Genomic DNA, 15,650 nt, shown 5'->3' with positions numbered 1-15,650 from the left:
TATGAGTTTCTCATAGGCACGGCTGCGCATCTTCTCCAAAGACAATGCGTGTTGGAGGTTCACTATCTTCTGGCGCAATATCTCATTGTCTGTCAAATTCGTTTCTTTATGAGCCATACGATACCTCTGGATTACTTCCGAGGGCAAAGATAACGATTTTGAATCAACGGGCCAACGTTTCAGCCATTGGAACATTGAACCACTAGACACATTCCACTTACGCAATATGGACGCTTGAGAAGCACCGCTAGAATAATAATCGATTAACACTTGCAGCTTGAACGAATACGAAAATTCGCGCGGGGTTTTACGTTTTGTCATAATTTCTTACTTTTTTTATAGTCAGAATTGTGACAAGCTAAATCCGTATAAGACATATTTAGGACATTATTGGGTTGTTCCCTATTTATAAATTGAAAAGGAGCCAATGCTGTAAAGCATCGACTCCAAACTATAATATTCCTATAATTCCCATCCAATGGCAGATGCCCCCAACACGGCTGCGGCACCATCATCAAGAGAGCTTACCAAGAACTTGGGTTTGTCCTTGAAGATTTTAAAGACATGTTTGGCATACGACTCCATAATGGGTTTCATCAGCAAATCACCGGCTTTCGTCAGCCCTCCGAAGAACACAAAAGCTTCCGGCGAAGAGAAGCTCGCAAAATCAGCACAAGCTGCTCCCAACATTTCACCGGTAAACTCATATACTCGTTTTGCCAATTTATCTCCTTTGCCCGCAGCAATGGAAACATCCAAAGAGGTTATTTCTTCGGGAATGATATTCCGCAATTCCGATGGTTCATCCGAAGATTGCAAATACTCACGAGCGGTGCGAGCCACTCCCGTTGCCGAACAATATGCTTCCAAACAACCGGTACGACCACATCCACATAATCGCCCTTCTTTTCCGCGAACCATGGTAACATGACCTAACTCACCGGCAAAACCGTCCGAGCCATAAACCACTTGACCATTGATGACTATTCCGGAGCCTACACCTGTTCCCAAAGTAAGCATGATAAAATTTTTCATGCCCCGGGCTACTCCATATTGCATCTCACCGATAGCCGCTGCATTAGCGTCGTTTGTCAATCCGACGGGAACTTCTAAACGCTTCGAGAACATCTCTGCTAAAGGCACAACACAATCATGCCCCCACGACAAATTCGGTGCCATCTCAATGGTTCCTTTATAGAAATTCCCATTTGGTGTTCCTATTCCCATTGCTTTTATTTGCCCTATTCCACCAACTTTAGCAACAATGGGCTTCATGGCTTCGACACCGGCATCTACAAAATCCTCAACAGTCTTATAAGCTTGGGTTTTTATCGCGTTCGTAGCGAGCACTTGCCCTCGTTGATCAACAATTCCGAAAACAGAATTTGTCGCTCCCAAATCCAATCCAATTACGAAAGGCTTCTGTTCTTGTATATCCATTTGATATTCGTTTTTGTTTAGTTTATCACAGGCAAAGATATTAAAAAAGTGGAATACATCAAACTTTTGTTGAGTAAATTTGCTTATTCCGTATTATTTTTGCAATTTTGCATCCGAATTATGAGCATGCCTTTTCCAATCCAAATAGATATACTCGATTTTATTTTCAAGGGTATCTTAATCGGTATTATTGCCTCTGCCCCCATGGGACCGGTAGGCATCTTGTGTGTCCAACGCACCTTGAATAAAGGTCGTTGGTACGGATTTGTTACAGGAATAGGGGCTGCCATCAGCGATTTCATCTATGCCTTAATAGTAGGACTGGGAATGAGTTTTATCATGGAGCCCTTGCAAAATCCCGAATATCAATTCTTCCTTCAGATAGTAGGCAGTATCGTTCTTCTCTTTTTTGGCATCTATTGTTTCATCTCAAATCCCGCAAGAAAATTACACAAGAGTGGGAAAACGAAAGGAACGCTTTTCCACAATGGGTTCACGGCGTTTCTCGTTACTTTCTCCAACCCTCTCATCATTTTGTTGCTGATGGCTGTTTACGCGCAATTTGCTTTCGTACAGCCATCCCGCCCTTTTGAGATGATTGTCGGGTTTGCTTGTATTCCCATAGGAGCTCTTGTCTGGTGGTACGGACTAACATGGCTGGTAAACAAGATAAGAGCCATTTTCGATGTGAATGGCATAGTGATTATCAACAAGGTGATTGGGTCGCTGGTTGTACTTTTTTCGTTAATCATGCTCATTGGAACCTTATTCAACCTTTACCACCTTCCCTCATATTATTAATGTCATTGGGAAAAAATCAAGAATATGTTTGTAGCACAGGAATTAAGAAAAAAGAATATTGCGGAGTATCTGCTTTACATGTGGCAGATAGAAGATATCATACGCGCTTACGGATGTTCATTAACGCGCATTCGGGAGGAATATATCAACAAATTCCAATATACTACCGAGCAAAAAGAAGAAGAAAGCGATTGGTTTGGCAATCTCGTGAGAATGATGAAACAAGAAGGATGCAGGGAAAGCGGACATCTGCAAATTAATAAAATCCTCATGCAAGACCTGACAGAGCTACACGCTCGCCTGTTGGCATCCTCGAAATTTCCATTCTATTCCGCAGAGTACTATCGTGTCCTGCCTTTCATCGTGGAACTTCGAGGTAAAACCAAACAGGTAGCCGACCGCATGACCATCAAGAACGATAAGCACCTCAAGGAAATAGCTGCCAACCTTGGACACAGCGAGGTGGAAACATGCTTCGACGTGCTCTATGGCGTCATGATGCTCCGGCTTCAGAAGAAAGAAATCAGCAAGGAGACATCGGCAGCTCTCAAAGAGATTACAACACTATTGGGTATGTTGTCCGATTATTACATCAAGGACAAGCAAGAGGGACTTGTATTCGAAGACAAATAACAGCCAAAAGAATACAGTTAAGACAAAAGTCGAATTTAAGGACATAATGACAAAGCTATGAATATATTGGTTACGGGTGCCAACGGAATGCTGGGCAAAACAATGCAGGAAGTGTCCAAAGACAGTAACAACAACTATCTGTTCACCGACATTTGCGATGGCTATAACAAAGTTGATATCACCGACTTGAACGATGTTCGTCGAACAGTCAAAGAAAATAATATAAAGTGTATTGTCAATTGCGCGGCTTGGACCAACGTAGATAAAGCCGAAACCGCCGGTGAGATAGTAGAGAAGTTGAATGCCGATGGACCCGCGAACTTAGCTCTTGCAATGAAAGAAGTGAACGGACTTTTGGTGCATATCAGTACGGATTATGTCTTTGGCAATGATCCGTACAATACTCCTTGTACAGAGGAACAAAAAGGAACTCCAACGGGTGTCTATGGTCTTACAAAGCTACACGGAGAAGAAAAAATCCGCGCCATAGGTGGGAAATATATTATCCTTCGCACTGCATGGCTTTATGGAGAACACGGACACAACTTCGTGAAGACTATTCTAAATCTTATAGAAACCAAAAAACAGATAAAGGTCGTATTCGACCAATGTGGCACACCCACATACGCACGGGATTTGGCAAACGCTATTTTTGATATCGTAGAGAAAGGTAAATACGAAGGAAACACGGGCATTTACCATTTTTCCAATGAAGGAGTATGCAGTTGGTATGATTTTGCTAAAAAGATAGCTGAGCTGATGGGCAACACGCATTGTGAAATTCTGCCATGCCACAGCGAGGAGTTTCCCTCTCCGGTGAAACGACCTGCATACTCGGTCTTTGATAAAACAAAAATAAAAAAAACATTCGATACGAAAATCCCATATTGGACGGACAGCCTGACAAGATGTGTGGAGAATTTAAAAAACAAAGCATAACACCACAATGAATGAAATAGAACGCAGAAGAACATTTGCCATTATATCACACCCGGACGCAGGTAAGACTACACTCACGGAGAAATTCCTGCTTTTCGGCGGTCAGATCCAAGTGGCGGGTGCCGTGAAAAGCAATAAAATACGCAAAACGGCCACTTCCGACTGGATGGATATAGAGAAGCAACGCGGTATATCGGTTTCCACCTCTGTGATGGAGTTTGATTACGAAGGCTACAAAGTGAATATACTTGACACACCGGGACACCAAGATTTTGCGGAAGATACTTATCGAACACTGACAGCCGTGGATTCGGCCATCATCGTTGTTGACTCTGCAAAAGGTGTGGAAATGCAAACACGCAAACTGATGGATGTGTGCCGCATGCGTAATACGCCAGTCATTATCTTTATCAACAAGATGGATCGTGAGGGACGAGACCCATTCGATTTACTTGATGAGTTGGAAGAAGAACTACAAATAGGAGTTCGTCCACTTTCATGGCCTATCGGTCAAGGGCAACGCTTCAAAGGGGTCTATAACATATATGAACAGAAGCTCAACTTGTTTACACCAAATAAACAAAGAGTTACTGAAACCGTAGAAGTGGACATCAATTCAGACGAGTTGGACAATCGTGTTGGCGATTCTTTTGCAGAACAACTCCGAAACGATTTGGAACTCATCAATGGTGTTTACCTGGAGTTCAACGTAGAGAACTATCGCTCTGCCAATGTCGCACCGGTCTTTTTCGGCTCCGCGCTCAATAATTTCGGCGTACAAGAGTTGCTCGATTGCTTCGTAGAGATAGCCCCAAGTCCGGGCATTACAAAGGCGGAAGAACGCACGGTAGAACCAAAAGAGACAAAATTTACCGGTTTTATCTTTAAAATCACGGCAAACATTGACCCTAATCATCGTAGTTGCATCGCTTTCTGCAAGGTCTGCTCAGGGAAGTTCCAACGCAACCAACCTTATCTTCACGTGCGGAATGGCAAAACTGTTCGCTTCTCGTCTCCCACCCAGTTCATGGCACAAAGAAAGAACACTGTGGATGAGGCATATCCGGGAGACATTGTGGGACTACCCGATAATGGAGGACTTTTCAAAATTGGCGATACGCTCACGGAGGGAGAAAAAATTCACTTTAGAGGCTTACCCAGTTTCTCTCCGGAACTTTTCAAATACATAGAAAACGACGACCCCATGAAGTCAAAACAATTCATGAAAGGATTGGAGCAGCTAATGAATGAAGGTGTGGCGCAACTATTCGTAAACCAGTTCAACAACAGAAGAATTGTCGGAACAGTAGGGCAATTGCAGTTCGAGGTCATTCAATATCGCCTCGAACATGAATATAACGCTAAATGCCGATGGGAACCGGTACATCTACACAAGGCTTGTTGGATTGAGGCAGAGAATAGCGAGGAACTTGAAAACTTCAAAAAGCGGAAATATCAATATATGGCGAAAGATACCGAAGGGCGGGATGTATTCTTGGCAGATTCCGGGTACGTGCTTTCCATGGCGCAACAAGATTTCAAAAAAATAAAATTTCATTTCACAAGCGAGTTTTAGTCCAAATACTGTAATTTCAAATCTATCATTAGGAACTCTTGGTGTCGTATGGCAGTGAGAATTCCTTTATCTCAAATCGGTCATTAGAAACATCTTTAGTTTTTTCTAATGACCGCCATTAGAAATATTCAATTATATAGGTTTGTTATTCAGCAATTTACTAACCAGTCATCCCTAAAGAACTTGACTTACAACCAACAGATGATATTGAATAACCCCTTTGTTTCATTAGAATTGGGCGATATGGGAAAAGTTCAATAATGTCCTAAATTTTTCTTTATTCCTCTATCCAAAGCTTAGCTTTCACTTTTCCAAAGCTAAGCTTTTGCAATGTAAAAGGTCATGAATTGGAGTGCAAAAGCTAAGCTTTTAAATTGCAATTAATATCTTCCTGATTATCAGCAGATTACAAAGCATACCCGTAATGAAGTTTTTGTAATATAATTTCATGGTGATGATCGGGTTGAATGTTCGCTATCAAGTGTCTGTTTACCACCACCTGAATACGAATTGGAGCCATAAGGAAGTATGCTTTATTCAGCGTTGGAACAAAAACATGTCAAGTCTCATAATTTGATGCGACCTTGCGTGGAATTTCAAAAAACATTCAGGACGCCATTGGGAAAAGATAAAAGATTTCTCACTGACATATAATACCAAAATTCCCAATAATATGGAATTTTTCATTCAAATCCATTGCATTAGGGGCGCATAATTGATTCTGTTTATTTATTTCTAACCACATATCCCAATTCTTTTAAAACTTGGCGACTGTGTTTCCTGTTCTCCTCGGTGTTAAACTTGGGTATGATAGAGAGACGGATGATGACTTTTTCTTTATGTTCAACATTTTAATCCGTCAATTGAGAATGCTCGCCTGCAAGAATCTTCTTCAAGAATCGGGCGGTGTGGCTTTGTTTGTTCTTAACGATTTCATGCGGTGTTCCCATTACGATGATTTCGCCTCCGGCACGCCCCCCTTCCGGTCCCATGTCTATGATGTAATCGGCAAGTTTAATCACATCAAGATTATGCTCGATAATGATAACAGTATTCCCTTTGTCCACTAACTTTTGAAGAACTCCCATTAGGATGCGTATATCCTCGAAATGCAATCCTGTAGTTGGCTCGTCAAGAATATACAATGTTTTCCCCGTGTCGCGCTTTGAAAGCTCTGTGGCAAGTTTCACTCGCTGGCTTTCACCTCCCGATAAGGTCGTGGAGCTTTGCCCTAACTTGATATACCCCAGCCCAACCTCTTGCAATGCCTTTATTTTCGTAAGGATGAGCGGCACGTTCTCGAAGAATTCCACTGCCATGTTTACGGTCATATCCAGCACATCGGCAATGGATTTACCTTTATATCTCACTTCAAGCGTTTCTCTGTTATAACGCTTCCCACGACACACTTCGCAAGGCACAATGACATCCGGTAAAAAATTCATTTCAATAGTGCGATAGCCATTCCCGCCACACGACTCACATCTGCCTCCTTTCACGTTAAAAGAAAACCGTCCGGGTTTGTATCCGCGAATTTTGGCTTCAGGAAGATTTACGAAGAGGTTTCGAATTTCGGTAAACACACCCGTGTAGGTTGCGGGATTGCTGCGAGGCGTGCGCCCAATCGGGCTTTGATCTACATTCACCACCTTATCGATGTTCTCTATTCCTTCAATTTTCTCAAACTCCATTGGTTGTTTGAGGGAACGATAAAAATGTTGTGAAAGAATGGGTTGTAGCGTTTCATTAATGAGCGTACTTTTCCCGGAGCCGGAAACCCCTGTTACTACAATAAGTTTTCCAAGAGGAAATTCCACGTCAATGTTTTTTAGGTTATTCCCCTTGCAACCCATTAGTCGTATGGATTCCCCATTGCCTTTTCTTCGTTCTTTGGGCATTTCTATTGACTTTTCTCCATTAAGATATTGGGCTGTCAGTGTTTCAGTTTCGAGCATTTGCTCATATGTTCCTTGAAATACCACCTGTCCTCCTTTTCTTCCGGCTTTCGGTCCGATATCGACAATCCAGTCGGCTGCCCGCATCATATCCTCATCATGTTCAACAACAATGACCGTATTCCCCATATTCCTTAATTTACGTAGCGACTCTATTAGTCGTTCATTATCCCTTTGATGCAGCCCTATGGATGGCTCATCAAGGATGTAGAGCACGTTTACAAGTTGTGAGCCAATTTGCGTGGCAAGCCGGATACGCTGACTTTCACCTCCGGATAAGGTGGAACTTTTTCTGTTTAGCGATAAATAGTTTAATCCCACATCTAACAAGAAATTAATTCTTTTCCTAATTTCCTTAATGATCTCTACCGCGATTTTTTGCTGCTTCGAGTTAAGGTGTTCCTCAACATTGTCGATCCATTTCTTCAATTCGGTTATATCCATGGATGCCAGCTCTGCAATGTTTTTATTCCAAATGCGATATGAGAGAGCCTCGCGGTTTAGTTTCTGCCCTTTGCATTCAGGACATTCTCGTTCTGCAATGAACTGGTCTGCCCATTTCCTTCCTGCTGCCGTTTCATCATTATCCATTACGGTTCGCAGATATTTGATGATACCATCAAAAGAAACAAAATAATCAGAATTGGTGTGTACGAGCTTTTTTGAGATTTTCAAATTCCCCAAACTTCCATAGAGAATTTCCGAAAGCGTTTCTTTTGGAATGTCCTTTATGGGCGTCTTTAGTGAACAATTGTATTTTTCAAGAATGGCACTCACTTGCCAAAAAATCATTTGATTCTTGTATTTCCCCAACGGAATGATACCTCCCTCATATATGCTCTTTGATTTATCCGGGATGACTTTGTTTAGGTCTATCTCGTTTATTCTGCCCAGTCCTTTGCAATGAGGACAAGCTCCTTCGGGGGAATTGAACGAAAAAATATTGGGGGCGGGATCTTTATAGGCGATGCCCGTAACCGGATCCATAAGCCTTTTGGAGAAATATTTGGTTTTATTCGTTTCCTTGTCCAAAATCATAATGAGCGAATCACCTTGTTTCATTGCCACAGCAACAGATTGCGATATGCGTTCTTTGAAAGAATCATCGGTGAATTCCCCCATTTTCATCTTATCGATGACCACCTCAATATTGTGATTTTTATATCTGTCCACCTTCATGCCTCGCGTTATCTCCACTATTTTTTCATCGATTCGGATGTAGAGGTATCCTTTGCGCCTCATCTGCTCGAATAGTTCGCGATAATGCCCCTTTCTATTCCTCACCAATGGCGCAAGAATGTAAATGGCTCTGTTGGCATAATCCCTGCGAATCATTTCCACAACAAGCTCTTCGGTATATTTTTTCATGGGTTCTCCACTCATGTACGAATATGCCGTTCCTGCCCTTGCGAAGAGCAGGCGAAGATAATCATATATCTCAGTTGTGGTTCCAACGGTTGAACGTGGATTCTTGTTGGTTGTTTTCTGTTCTATGGATATTACTGGAGACAATCCGGTAATCTTATCCACATCGGGACGTTCCAAATCGCCAAGAAAGTTTCGGGCATAAGCAGAGAAAGTCTCTATGTATCGTCTTTGGCCTTCCGCGAAAATTGTGTCAAAAGCCAAAGAACTTTTTCCTGAACCTGACAGTCCCGTGAATACAACTAACGAGTTACGTGGCATTACTACATCAATATTTTTTAAGTTGTGAACACGTGCTCCAAGAACTTCTATGCTATTGCTCATTTCTGCTTTTTTACGATAAATACAAAGTGTATTAGTTGTTTCCGCGAGTGGTTTCGCTAAATCCTCTCAAGAGATTGACATCTCGTTTAATATGGAACTCTCGTCCATCCGCCCCTTTCGCTTTTACGTTAACAAAATAGACTCCTTGTGCTACATTCTTTCCTTTGTAAGTACCATCCCATCCTTCATTTGGGTTCGTCCATTCAAAAAGCTTTTGTCCCCATCGATTAAAAATTACCGCATGAAACTCCACTATGCTCTTAAAACCGCTCTTGACCTTGTATATATCATTGATACCATCTCCATTAGGAGAAAAAGCGTTGGGCATGACCAGCTCGCTTTCACTAATAGAGATCATAATGGGGTCGTAGATGTTAAGTGTGTCGTTTCCTGATAATTCGTATAGACAGACGAGGAATGAACCGGCTTTCTTAAAGGTGTAGTCTGTATTTTCCTCATAACGTATCAAAAAAGATTGTCTTTTGTCGCTTTGCTCCAGAAAATGCCATTCAAAATGGACACCATTCTCAACGGTTGTCGTGGGGTTGGCAAAGAAATTCACCGTAATGGGAGCAGAACCGGAAAAGCCTTGGGCAGAGTTAATGGTGTTTGACGTTCCGTTATCATCCACATATATTCCATACGGTTCACAATCTTGAGCTAAAAGTTCCAAATTGGCTCCAAGCGCAACAAGAAATACTAATATTTTATAAAAACTTGAATTCATAACCACTAATTTCTGCAAATTTACAAAAAAACTATTGACAAGAAGCAAAGACTGAATAGTTTTTGGTATCTTTGCATAGTGATAAATTTTGAAACTTAGAAAATGAAGCATATTATTAGATACTTATTGTTCTTTTTCACGTTGCTCTTCACTTCACAAGTGTTTGGTCAGACTACGATTTGGCGTGATATTCATAAAGTGAAAAAGAAAGAGACGATATTCGGCATTGCTAAAGATTATGGGGTTGGTATTCAGGAACTGCTGGATGCAAATCCCGAAATGAAACGCGAAGGCTATGAATTAAAAAAAGGAGAATGGATATTTGTTCCCTACGCAAAAGCCGGTGATAAAAAATCAACGATTGAAGAACGCACAACAATCACTAAACCAAGTCTCAATGCTTCTCGAGCTTCCGGTGTCATTCGCGTTGGAGTTATGCTACCATTGCATGATAATGATGGAGATGGAAAACGAATGGTGGAATATTATCGAGGTATTTTATTGGCATTAAACCAATTGAAATCTGAGGGCATGAACGCCGATGTGCATGCATGGAATGTTCCTATTGATGCGGATATCCGTACTACTTTGATGGATAAGAATGCGTCAGAGTTGGATGTTATTTTCGGTCCGTTATATTCCAATCAGGTTAAGCCTTTGGGAGATTTTTGTAGAAATCATGCTATAAAGCTTGTCATTCCATTCTCTATAGAAACAGAAGAGGTTATTCGAAACCCATATATCTTTCAGGTTTATCAGGATAATGACCGTTTGAACAAAAAGGCAATCGCTTGTTTCTTTGAACGCTTTCAAAAAAAACATCATCCCGTTTTCATTGATTGTAATGATGCAGGAAGCCAGGTGGGAGCCTTTACGAGCGAACTTCGTAAACAATTGGAACTTGCCCATATTAAATACGATTTAACAAATACTAAATCTTCCTCTGCTGACTTCGCAAAACATTTTGACAGAAATCGTCCCAATGTGGTGGTAATCAACTCTGAAAAAAGTCCTCAGCTTAATCAAGTCTTCGCAAAATTAAATGCTTTGAAAGCCGCAAATCCCGAAATAGTCATTGCAATGTTCGGATATAATGATTGGTTTATGTATCAAGACTTCAATTTGGCGAATTATTTTAAGTATGGGGTATTCATTCCATCCACTTACTATTATAACAAGGTATCTGAACGAACCCTACAATTGGAAAAGAAGTATCAAGAAGTTTACGGTGATGTAATGAATAAGACCTATATACCGCGCTTAGCAATCGTAGGCTATGACCAAGCGCAATTCTTTGTGCGAGGTCTAAAGAGCAATGGTAAAAACTTCAAGGGAACAAGCAGCGAAATAAAATATTATCCCATTCAAACTCGTTATAATTTTGAGAAATTGGGGCAAGGTGGTTATTTAAATACCCATTTCCAGTTAGTTCATTTCAAATATGATCGAACCATGGAGAACTTAGTTTATTAATCATCCAAAATTACAAACCACAAGATATTATCAATTTGAAGAGTACAAACACGGAGATGAAACGCAAGACAATCATAAGCTCTCTGTTATTGTTACTGCCACTTATAGCGAATGCTCAAGTGGGCGAATACAGAAACGTATTATCGGTGGGAGGAAATGCGGGATTTATCATGTCTCAAGTCGGATTCGATCCAAAAGTTCCACAGACCATGAAAGGTGGACTTACCTTTGGGGCGAGTTTCCGATACGTGTGCGAGAAATATTTTAACACCATCTGTTCCATTTATGGAGAAGTGAATTACGTTTCCATGGGATGGAAGCAGGATATTCGCACAGTGAAAGGTGATAAGGTGATGAATTCCAATGGACTGTTAGAAGAATACTCCCGCACTCTAAATTATATACAAGTACCCATTTTCGCACACTTGGCATGGGGTAGAGAAACTAACGGAATGAATTTTTTTGTTAAGGCAGGTCCACAATTTGGATATTTCCTCACCGAATCGATAAGTCGGAATTATGACCAGCCCACTTTTTCAAACGATGAAACCGGAAGAAGCAACACCGTGACGGAGCAAGAGGCAAAACCTATAGAGAAAAAGTTCGATTATGGTATAGCCGCCGGATTAGGGGTTGAATGGAGTAATCATCGATTGGGGCATTTTCTCATTGAAGGAAGATATTATTACGGACTTGGGAATATTTATGGTAACACGAAAAAAGATTTCTTTGGAAAGTCCAATAACAATTCAATAATAGTTAAACTTACCTATCTAATAGATTTAACCAAAACAAAATAATATTATGTTTAAAAATCATCCAAAAGGTCTTTTACAGGCCGCACTTAGCAACATGGGCGAAAGATTCGGCTATTATATTATGATTGCCGTGCTCGCTCTTTTCCTTTGTTCAAAATTTGGTTTGTCCGATGAGACTTCCGGTCTTATCGCATCTCTTTTTCTTGCTGCCATCTATGTGATGAGTCTTGTGGGAGGTATTATTGCTGATAAAACCCAAAATTATCAGCGAACCATTGAAAGTGGTCTTATTATTATGGCCTTAGGCTACATTGCCTTATCTTTCCCGGTTATGATTACCCCTCAAAACAATTCATTTTGGCTTGGTTTCACTATCGTGGCACTTGCCTTGATATCGTTTGGTAATGGTCTTTTCAAAGGAAACTTACAGGCTATAGTCGGTCAGATGTATGACAACTTTGAAACAGAAGCCGCCAAAGTCTCCCCTGAGAAACTGAAATGGGCTCAAGGACAACGTGATGCCGGCTTCCAGATTTTCTATGTGTTCATAAACATTGGTTCACTGGTGGCACCGTTCTTGGCACCTATGCTTCGTAGCTGGTGGCTTGGCACCAAGGGATTTACATATAATGCTGACCTTCCAAAGCTTTGCCACGACTTCATTAATGGCAACATAGGCAATAATATCGATAACTTACGTACACTCACAGAGCAAGTTGGAGGAAATGCTTCTGACCTTGTATCGTTCTGTCCGCAATACCTCGATGCCTTCAACACGGGTATTCACTATTCGTTCATAGTTAGTGTGCTGATGATGCTTGTATCCTTGGCTATTTTTGTATTCAACAAACGTAAATTCCCCATGCCCGGGAAAAAGGCAGAAGTTGTTGTGGAACAATACACAGAGGAAGAAAAAGCAACCATGGCAAAAGAAATCAAACAGCGTATGTACGCACTCTTTGCCGTACTGGGTATTAGCGTATTCTTCTGGTTCTCATTCCACCAGAACGGACAGAGCTTGTCTTTCTTTGCTCGTGATTTCGTTAAGACGGATTCCATCGCACCTGAAATTTGGCAATGTGTAAATCCATTCTTTGTAATTTCCCTGACTCCGGTCGTGATGTGGATTTTTGCATATTTCTCTAAAAAGGGCAATCCAATATCTACACCAAAGAAAATTGCCTATGGTATGGGAATAGCAGGAATGGCATACATCTTCTTGATGATAATTTCCTTGATTTACAACTATCCTTCTGCTGAAACATTCACAGCCATGGATCCTATATCTCGCTCTGCTGCCAAGGCGGCTCCATGGATTCTGATCCTTACCTATTTCTTCCTCACCGTAGCCGAATTATTCATCTCTCCGCTTGGTTTGAGCTTTGTGAGTAAGGTGGCTCCAAAACATTTACAAGGACTATGTCAGGGACTTTGGCTCGGAGCTACTGCCGTTGGTAACCTCCTCCTTTGGGTAGGTCCGCTGATGTACAACAAGTGGCCGATTTGGGAATGCTGGTTGGTATTTGCTATCGTATGCGGAATCTCTATGATTGTAATGTTCTCAATGGTTAAATGGCTCGAAAGAGTAACTGAGGCATAAGCGATTTGTAAATATCTAACTTATATATAATCTCTTGTCACATTTCAGTGGCAAGAGATTTTTTCATTGACAAACTCACACATAAGCATTGTATAACGAGGATGCTTAGTACTATAGGTATCCACTTTAATCGCGGTACTATCCTATAAAAGTGTGTAAGCCTCTTTTTCTGGTGATGGTAAACAGACACTTGATAGCAAACTATTGCTGTCCGGTAAAACTTTTTTGGGGCTATCTGTGTTAGTTAAAATAGACTTAAACTTATTATTTCTTAGAATTATCGGTTATTTTAGGTCTTTTCTTGTCAAAATAAGTGCATTTTATAATGCTTACAGTTTGAAACTGAAAACCAAGCCCCAGGATGAGTAAAACGGCTGCAATACCGATGGATAAAGAGATACAGAGCTTTCAGTTAATTTTTACCGGACAGCAATAATAGCAAACATTCAACCCGACCATCACCATGAAATTATATTACAAAAACGGCATCAGGGATATGCTTTGTAATCTATTGATAATCAGGATGATATTAGTTGTGATTTAAAAGCTTAGCTTTTGCACTCCAATTCATGACCTTTTGCATTGCAAAAGCTTAGCTTTTGAAAAGTGAAAGCTAAGCTTTGGATAGATGAATAAAGAAAATTTTGTCTTTTCCTGAATTCACTTGTCAGATCTGACGATGTTTTTCTGTTTTACTTGTCAAATATTTTCTTATTTACTGAATGACTTGACATTAACATTATATAGTTTAAATTTGAAGTCAGTGCACTTGTATAAAAGAAGATGGACAACACCTAAGTTCCGTCATATTTTCGGCAAGGTCTTAGGGGGCTCGATGCCCCCTGGGACCTTTGGTGAAGATGGCATAAGACCGTCGTTCGCCATATTTTCGGCGTTCCAAAGATACGTTATATTTTTCTTTTTTGCAAGCATTTATCTCTTTTTCCAAAGATTTCTCCCGGGCTGTTCGCCTCTATAGACATCCATCGGACATTTCATTCCTATGCTCATATGCGGTCGTCTGTTGTTGTAGAAGGCTATTGCCTTGGAGATTTCCATATTGGCCTGGTCATAATCTCGGTACATCTCCTGCTGGTAAATCCACTCAACCTTAAAGGTTCCATTCGTCCTTTCCGCCACAGGATTGTCCGTAGGATTGTACCGTTCTGTCATACTAACCCTGATATGGTGGCACATAAGAGTTTCAACATATAGGTGGCAGGCATATTGCGAGCCCCTGTCAGAGTGGTGTATCGTTCCGCAGAGGTTGCCTCCTCCGGCGGCCTTAACTGCCATTAGCAATGCCTCCTTCGTATTTATAGCCTCCATGGTTTCGGATAAGCACCAGCCTATGACAGCATGTGAGTAAACATCTGTAATGAGATGGAGGTACAGGACGTTGCCGTAAATCCAAACGTAGGTTATGTCGGCTGCCCAAATGTGGTTAGCATACATTGCCGTAACACCTTGTACAAGATTAGGATACTTCCTATAAGGATGATTGGAGTCCGTTGTACGTCTTCGCTTGTTCTTGGGAAGCATAAGTCCTTCTGAAGCAAGTAGTTTTAAGAAGGAGTCGCGACCATGAGTAACATCTTCACCTAGCTCCGACTTGAGGAGGACGTGCAGTTTCACACCGCCTATCCCGGGACAGCAGGCACGATAGTAGAGTACATTGTCAACTATCAGTTTACGCCTTTGCCGCTCAGAAATCACAAGCTTGCTGCTTGCGTAATACCACTGGCGTTTCTTGCCAAACAGCCCACAGAGGAATTCCACGGATACACCGGGAAACTCCTCACGCAGCGCCGTTACTGTTTGGCACCATCTTTTTTTAAGATGCTGATACCCTCCTCGGATTCGGCTATCTCTATGAGTTTCTCATAGGCACGGCTGCGCATCTTCTCCAAAGACAATGCGTGTTGGAGGTTCACTATCTTCTGGCGCAATATCTCATTGTCTGTCAAATTCGTTTCTTTATGAGCCATACGATACCTCT

11 protein-coding genes and 1 pseudogene are annotated in these 15,650 nt (G+C 41.3%); 7 read left to right on the top strand and 5 right to left on the bottom strand.

Annotation, left to right across the window (positions count from 1 at the left end; genetic code table 11):
• Positions 1–462: 462 nt before the first annotated feature.
• Positions 463–1,440 (bottom strand): ROK family protein, encoded by a 978-nt coding sequence (locus E0E16_RS02320; protein WP_130828656.1) that lies wholly within the window; start codon positions 1,438–1,440, stop codon positions 463–465.
• A 120-nt stretch (positions 1,441–1,560) separates the two neighbouring features.
• Between E0E16_RS02320 and E0E16_RS02315 the strand changes: the two genes are divergently transcribed.
• From E0E16_RS02315 to E0E16_RS02300, 4 genes are read left to right on the top strand one after another with little or no spacing between them, the layout of a single operon-like run.
• Positions 1,561–2,241: a LysE family translocator gene (locus tag E0E16_RS02315; RefSeq protein ID WP_130828655.1), complete on the top strand. Its 681-nt coding sequence runs from the start codon at positions 1,561–1,563 to the stop codon at positions 2,239–2,241.
• Between the two features lie 24 nt (positions 2,242–2,265).
• Positions 2,266–2,874 carry a DUF4924 family protein gene (locus E0E16_RS02310; protein WP_130828654.1) on the top strand — a complete coding sequence of 203 codons (609 nt, stop codon included), beginning with the start codon at positions 2,266–2,268 and terminating at the stop codon, positions 2,872–2,874.
• A 57-nt stretch (positions 2,875–2,931) separates the two neighbouring features.
• A complete protein-coding gene (rfbD, locus tag E0E16_RS02305) occupies positions 2,932–3,813 on the top strand; it encodes a dTDP-4-dehydrorhamnose reductase (RefSeq protein WP_130828653.1) in 882 nt (293 codons plus the stop codon).
• Between the two features lie 7 nt (positions 3,814–3,820).
• Positions 3,821–5,389: a peptide chain release factor 3 gene (locus tag E0E16_RS02300; protein WP_130828652.1), complete on the top strand. Its 1,569-nt coding sequence runs from the start codon at positions 3,821–3,823 to the stop codon at positions 5,387–5,389.
• Between the two features lie 851 nt (positions 5,390–6,240).
• Here E0E16_RS02300 and uvrA read toward each other — a convergent pair.
• A complete protein-coding gene (gene uvrA / locus E0E16_RS02295) occupies positions 6,241–9,093 on the bottom strand; it encodes an excinuclease ABC subunit UvrA (protein WP_130828651.1) in 2,853 nt (950 codons plus the stop codon).
• Between the two features lie 31 nt (positions 9,094–9,124).
• A complete protein-coding gene (locus E0E16_RS02290) occupies positions 9,125–9,820 on the bottom strand; it encodes a T9SS type B sorting domain-containing protein (RefSeq protein ID WP_130828650.1) in 696 nt (231 codons plus the stop codon).
• Between the two features lie 102 nt (positions 9,821–9,922).
• Between E0E16_RS02290 and E0E16_RS02285 the strand changes: the two genes are divergently transcribed.
• Genes E0E16_RS02285 through E0E16_RS02275 form a run of 3 tightly spaced genes read left to right on the top strand, consistent with a single transcriptional unit; the run spans position 9,923 to position 13,651 of the window.
• A complete protein-coding gene (locus tag E0E16_RS02285; RefSeq protein ID WP_130828649.1) occupies positions 9,923–11,293 on the top strand; it encodes an amino acid ABC transporter substrate-binding protein in 1,371 nt (456 codons plus the stop codon).
• Between the two features lie 56 nt (positions 11,294–11,349).
• Positions 11,350–12,093, top strand: coding sequence for a porin family protein (locus tag E0E16_RS02280; RefSeq protein WP_130829716.1), 744 nt, complete (start codon positions 11,350–11,352; stop codon positions 12,091–12,093).
• A gap of 4 nt (positions 12,094–12,097) precedes the next feature.
• On the top strand, positions 12,098–13,651 hold the full coding sequence (locus E0E16_RS02275; RefSeq protein ID WP_130828648.1) for a peptide MFS transporter: 1,554 nt from the start codon (positions 12,098–12,100) through the stop codon (positions 13,649–13,651).
• 933 nt (positions 13,652–14,584) lie between these two features.
• Here E0E16_RS02275 and E0E16_RS02270 read toward each other — a convergent pair.
• Together E0E16_RS02270 and E0E16_RS13865 are read right to left on the bottom strand one after the other, a co-directional pair.
• Positions 14,585–15,430: an IS3 family transposase gene (locus tag E0E16_RS02270; protein WP_025878265.1), complete on the bottom strand. Its 846-nt coding sequence runs from the start codon at positions 15,428–15,430 to the stop codon at positions 14,585–14,587.
• Between the two features lie 32 nt (positions 15,431–15,462).
• Positions 15,463–15,650 (bottom strand): annotated as a pseudogene (locus tag E0E16_RS13865) (hypothetical protein); the annotation flags it as partial.

Source organism: Prevotella rectalis, from assembly GCF_900607215.1.
Lineage (GTDB): Bacteria > Bacteroidota > Bacteroidia > Bacteroidales > Bacteroidaceae > Prevotella > Prevotella brunnea.
Note: the sequence above shows the minus strand (reverse complement) of the source record. Positions and strands in the feature narration are given on the sequence as shown.

What these genes read in the sequence shown, in the direction of transcription:
- E0E16_RS02320 (WP_130828656.1), bottom strand. Translation starts at nt 1,440, where the DNA reads ATGGATATACAAGAACAGAAGCCTTTCGTAATTGGATTGGATTTGGGA.
- E0E16_RS02315 (WP_130828655.1), top strand. Translation starts at nt 1,561, where the DNA reads ATGAGCATGCCTTTTCCAATCCAAATAGATATACTCGATTTTATTTTC.
- E0E16_RS02310 (WP_130828654.1), top strand. Translation starts at nt 2,266, where the DNA reads ATGTTTGTAGCACAGGAATTAAGAAAAAAGAATATTGCGGAGTATCTG.
- rfbD (WP_130828653.1), top strand. Translation starts at nt 2,932, where the DNA reads ATGAATATATTGGTTACGGGTGCCAACGGAATGCTGGGCAAAACAATG.
- E0E16_RS02300 (WP_130828652.1), top strand. Translation starts at nt 3,821, where the DNA reads ATGAATGAAATAGAACGCAGAAGAACATTTGCCATTATATCACACCCG.
- uvrA (WP_130828651.1), bottom strand. Translation starts at nt 9,093, where the DNA reads ATGAGCAATAGCATAGAAGTTCTTGGAGCACGTGTTCACAACTTAAAA.
- E0E16_RS02290 (WP_130828650.1), bottom strand. Translation starts at nt 9,820, where the DNA reads ATGAATTCAAGTTTTTATAAAATATTAGTATTTCTTGTTGCGCTTGGA.
- E0E16_RS02285 (WP_130828649.1), top strand. Translation starts at nt 9,923, where the DNA reads ATGAAGCATATTATTAGATACTTATTGTTCTTTTTCACGTTGCTCTTC.
- E0E16_RS02280 (WP_130829716.1), top strand. Translation starts at nt 11,350, where the DNA reads ATGAAACGCAAGACAATCATAAGCTCTCTGTTATTGTTACTGCCACTT.
- E0E16_RS02275 (WP_130828648.1), top strand. Translation starts at nt 12,098, where the DNA reads ATGTTTAAAAATCATCCAAAAGGTCTTTTACAGGCCGCACTTAGCAAC.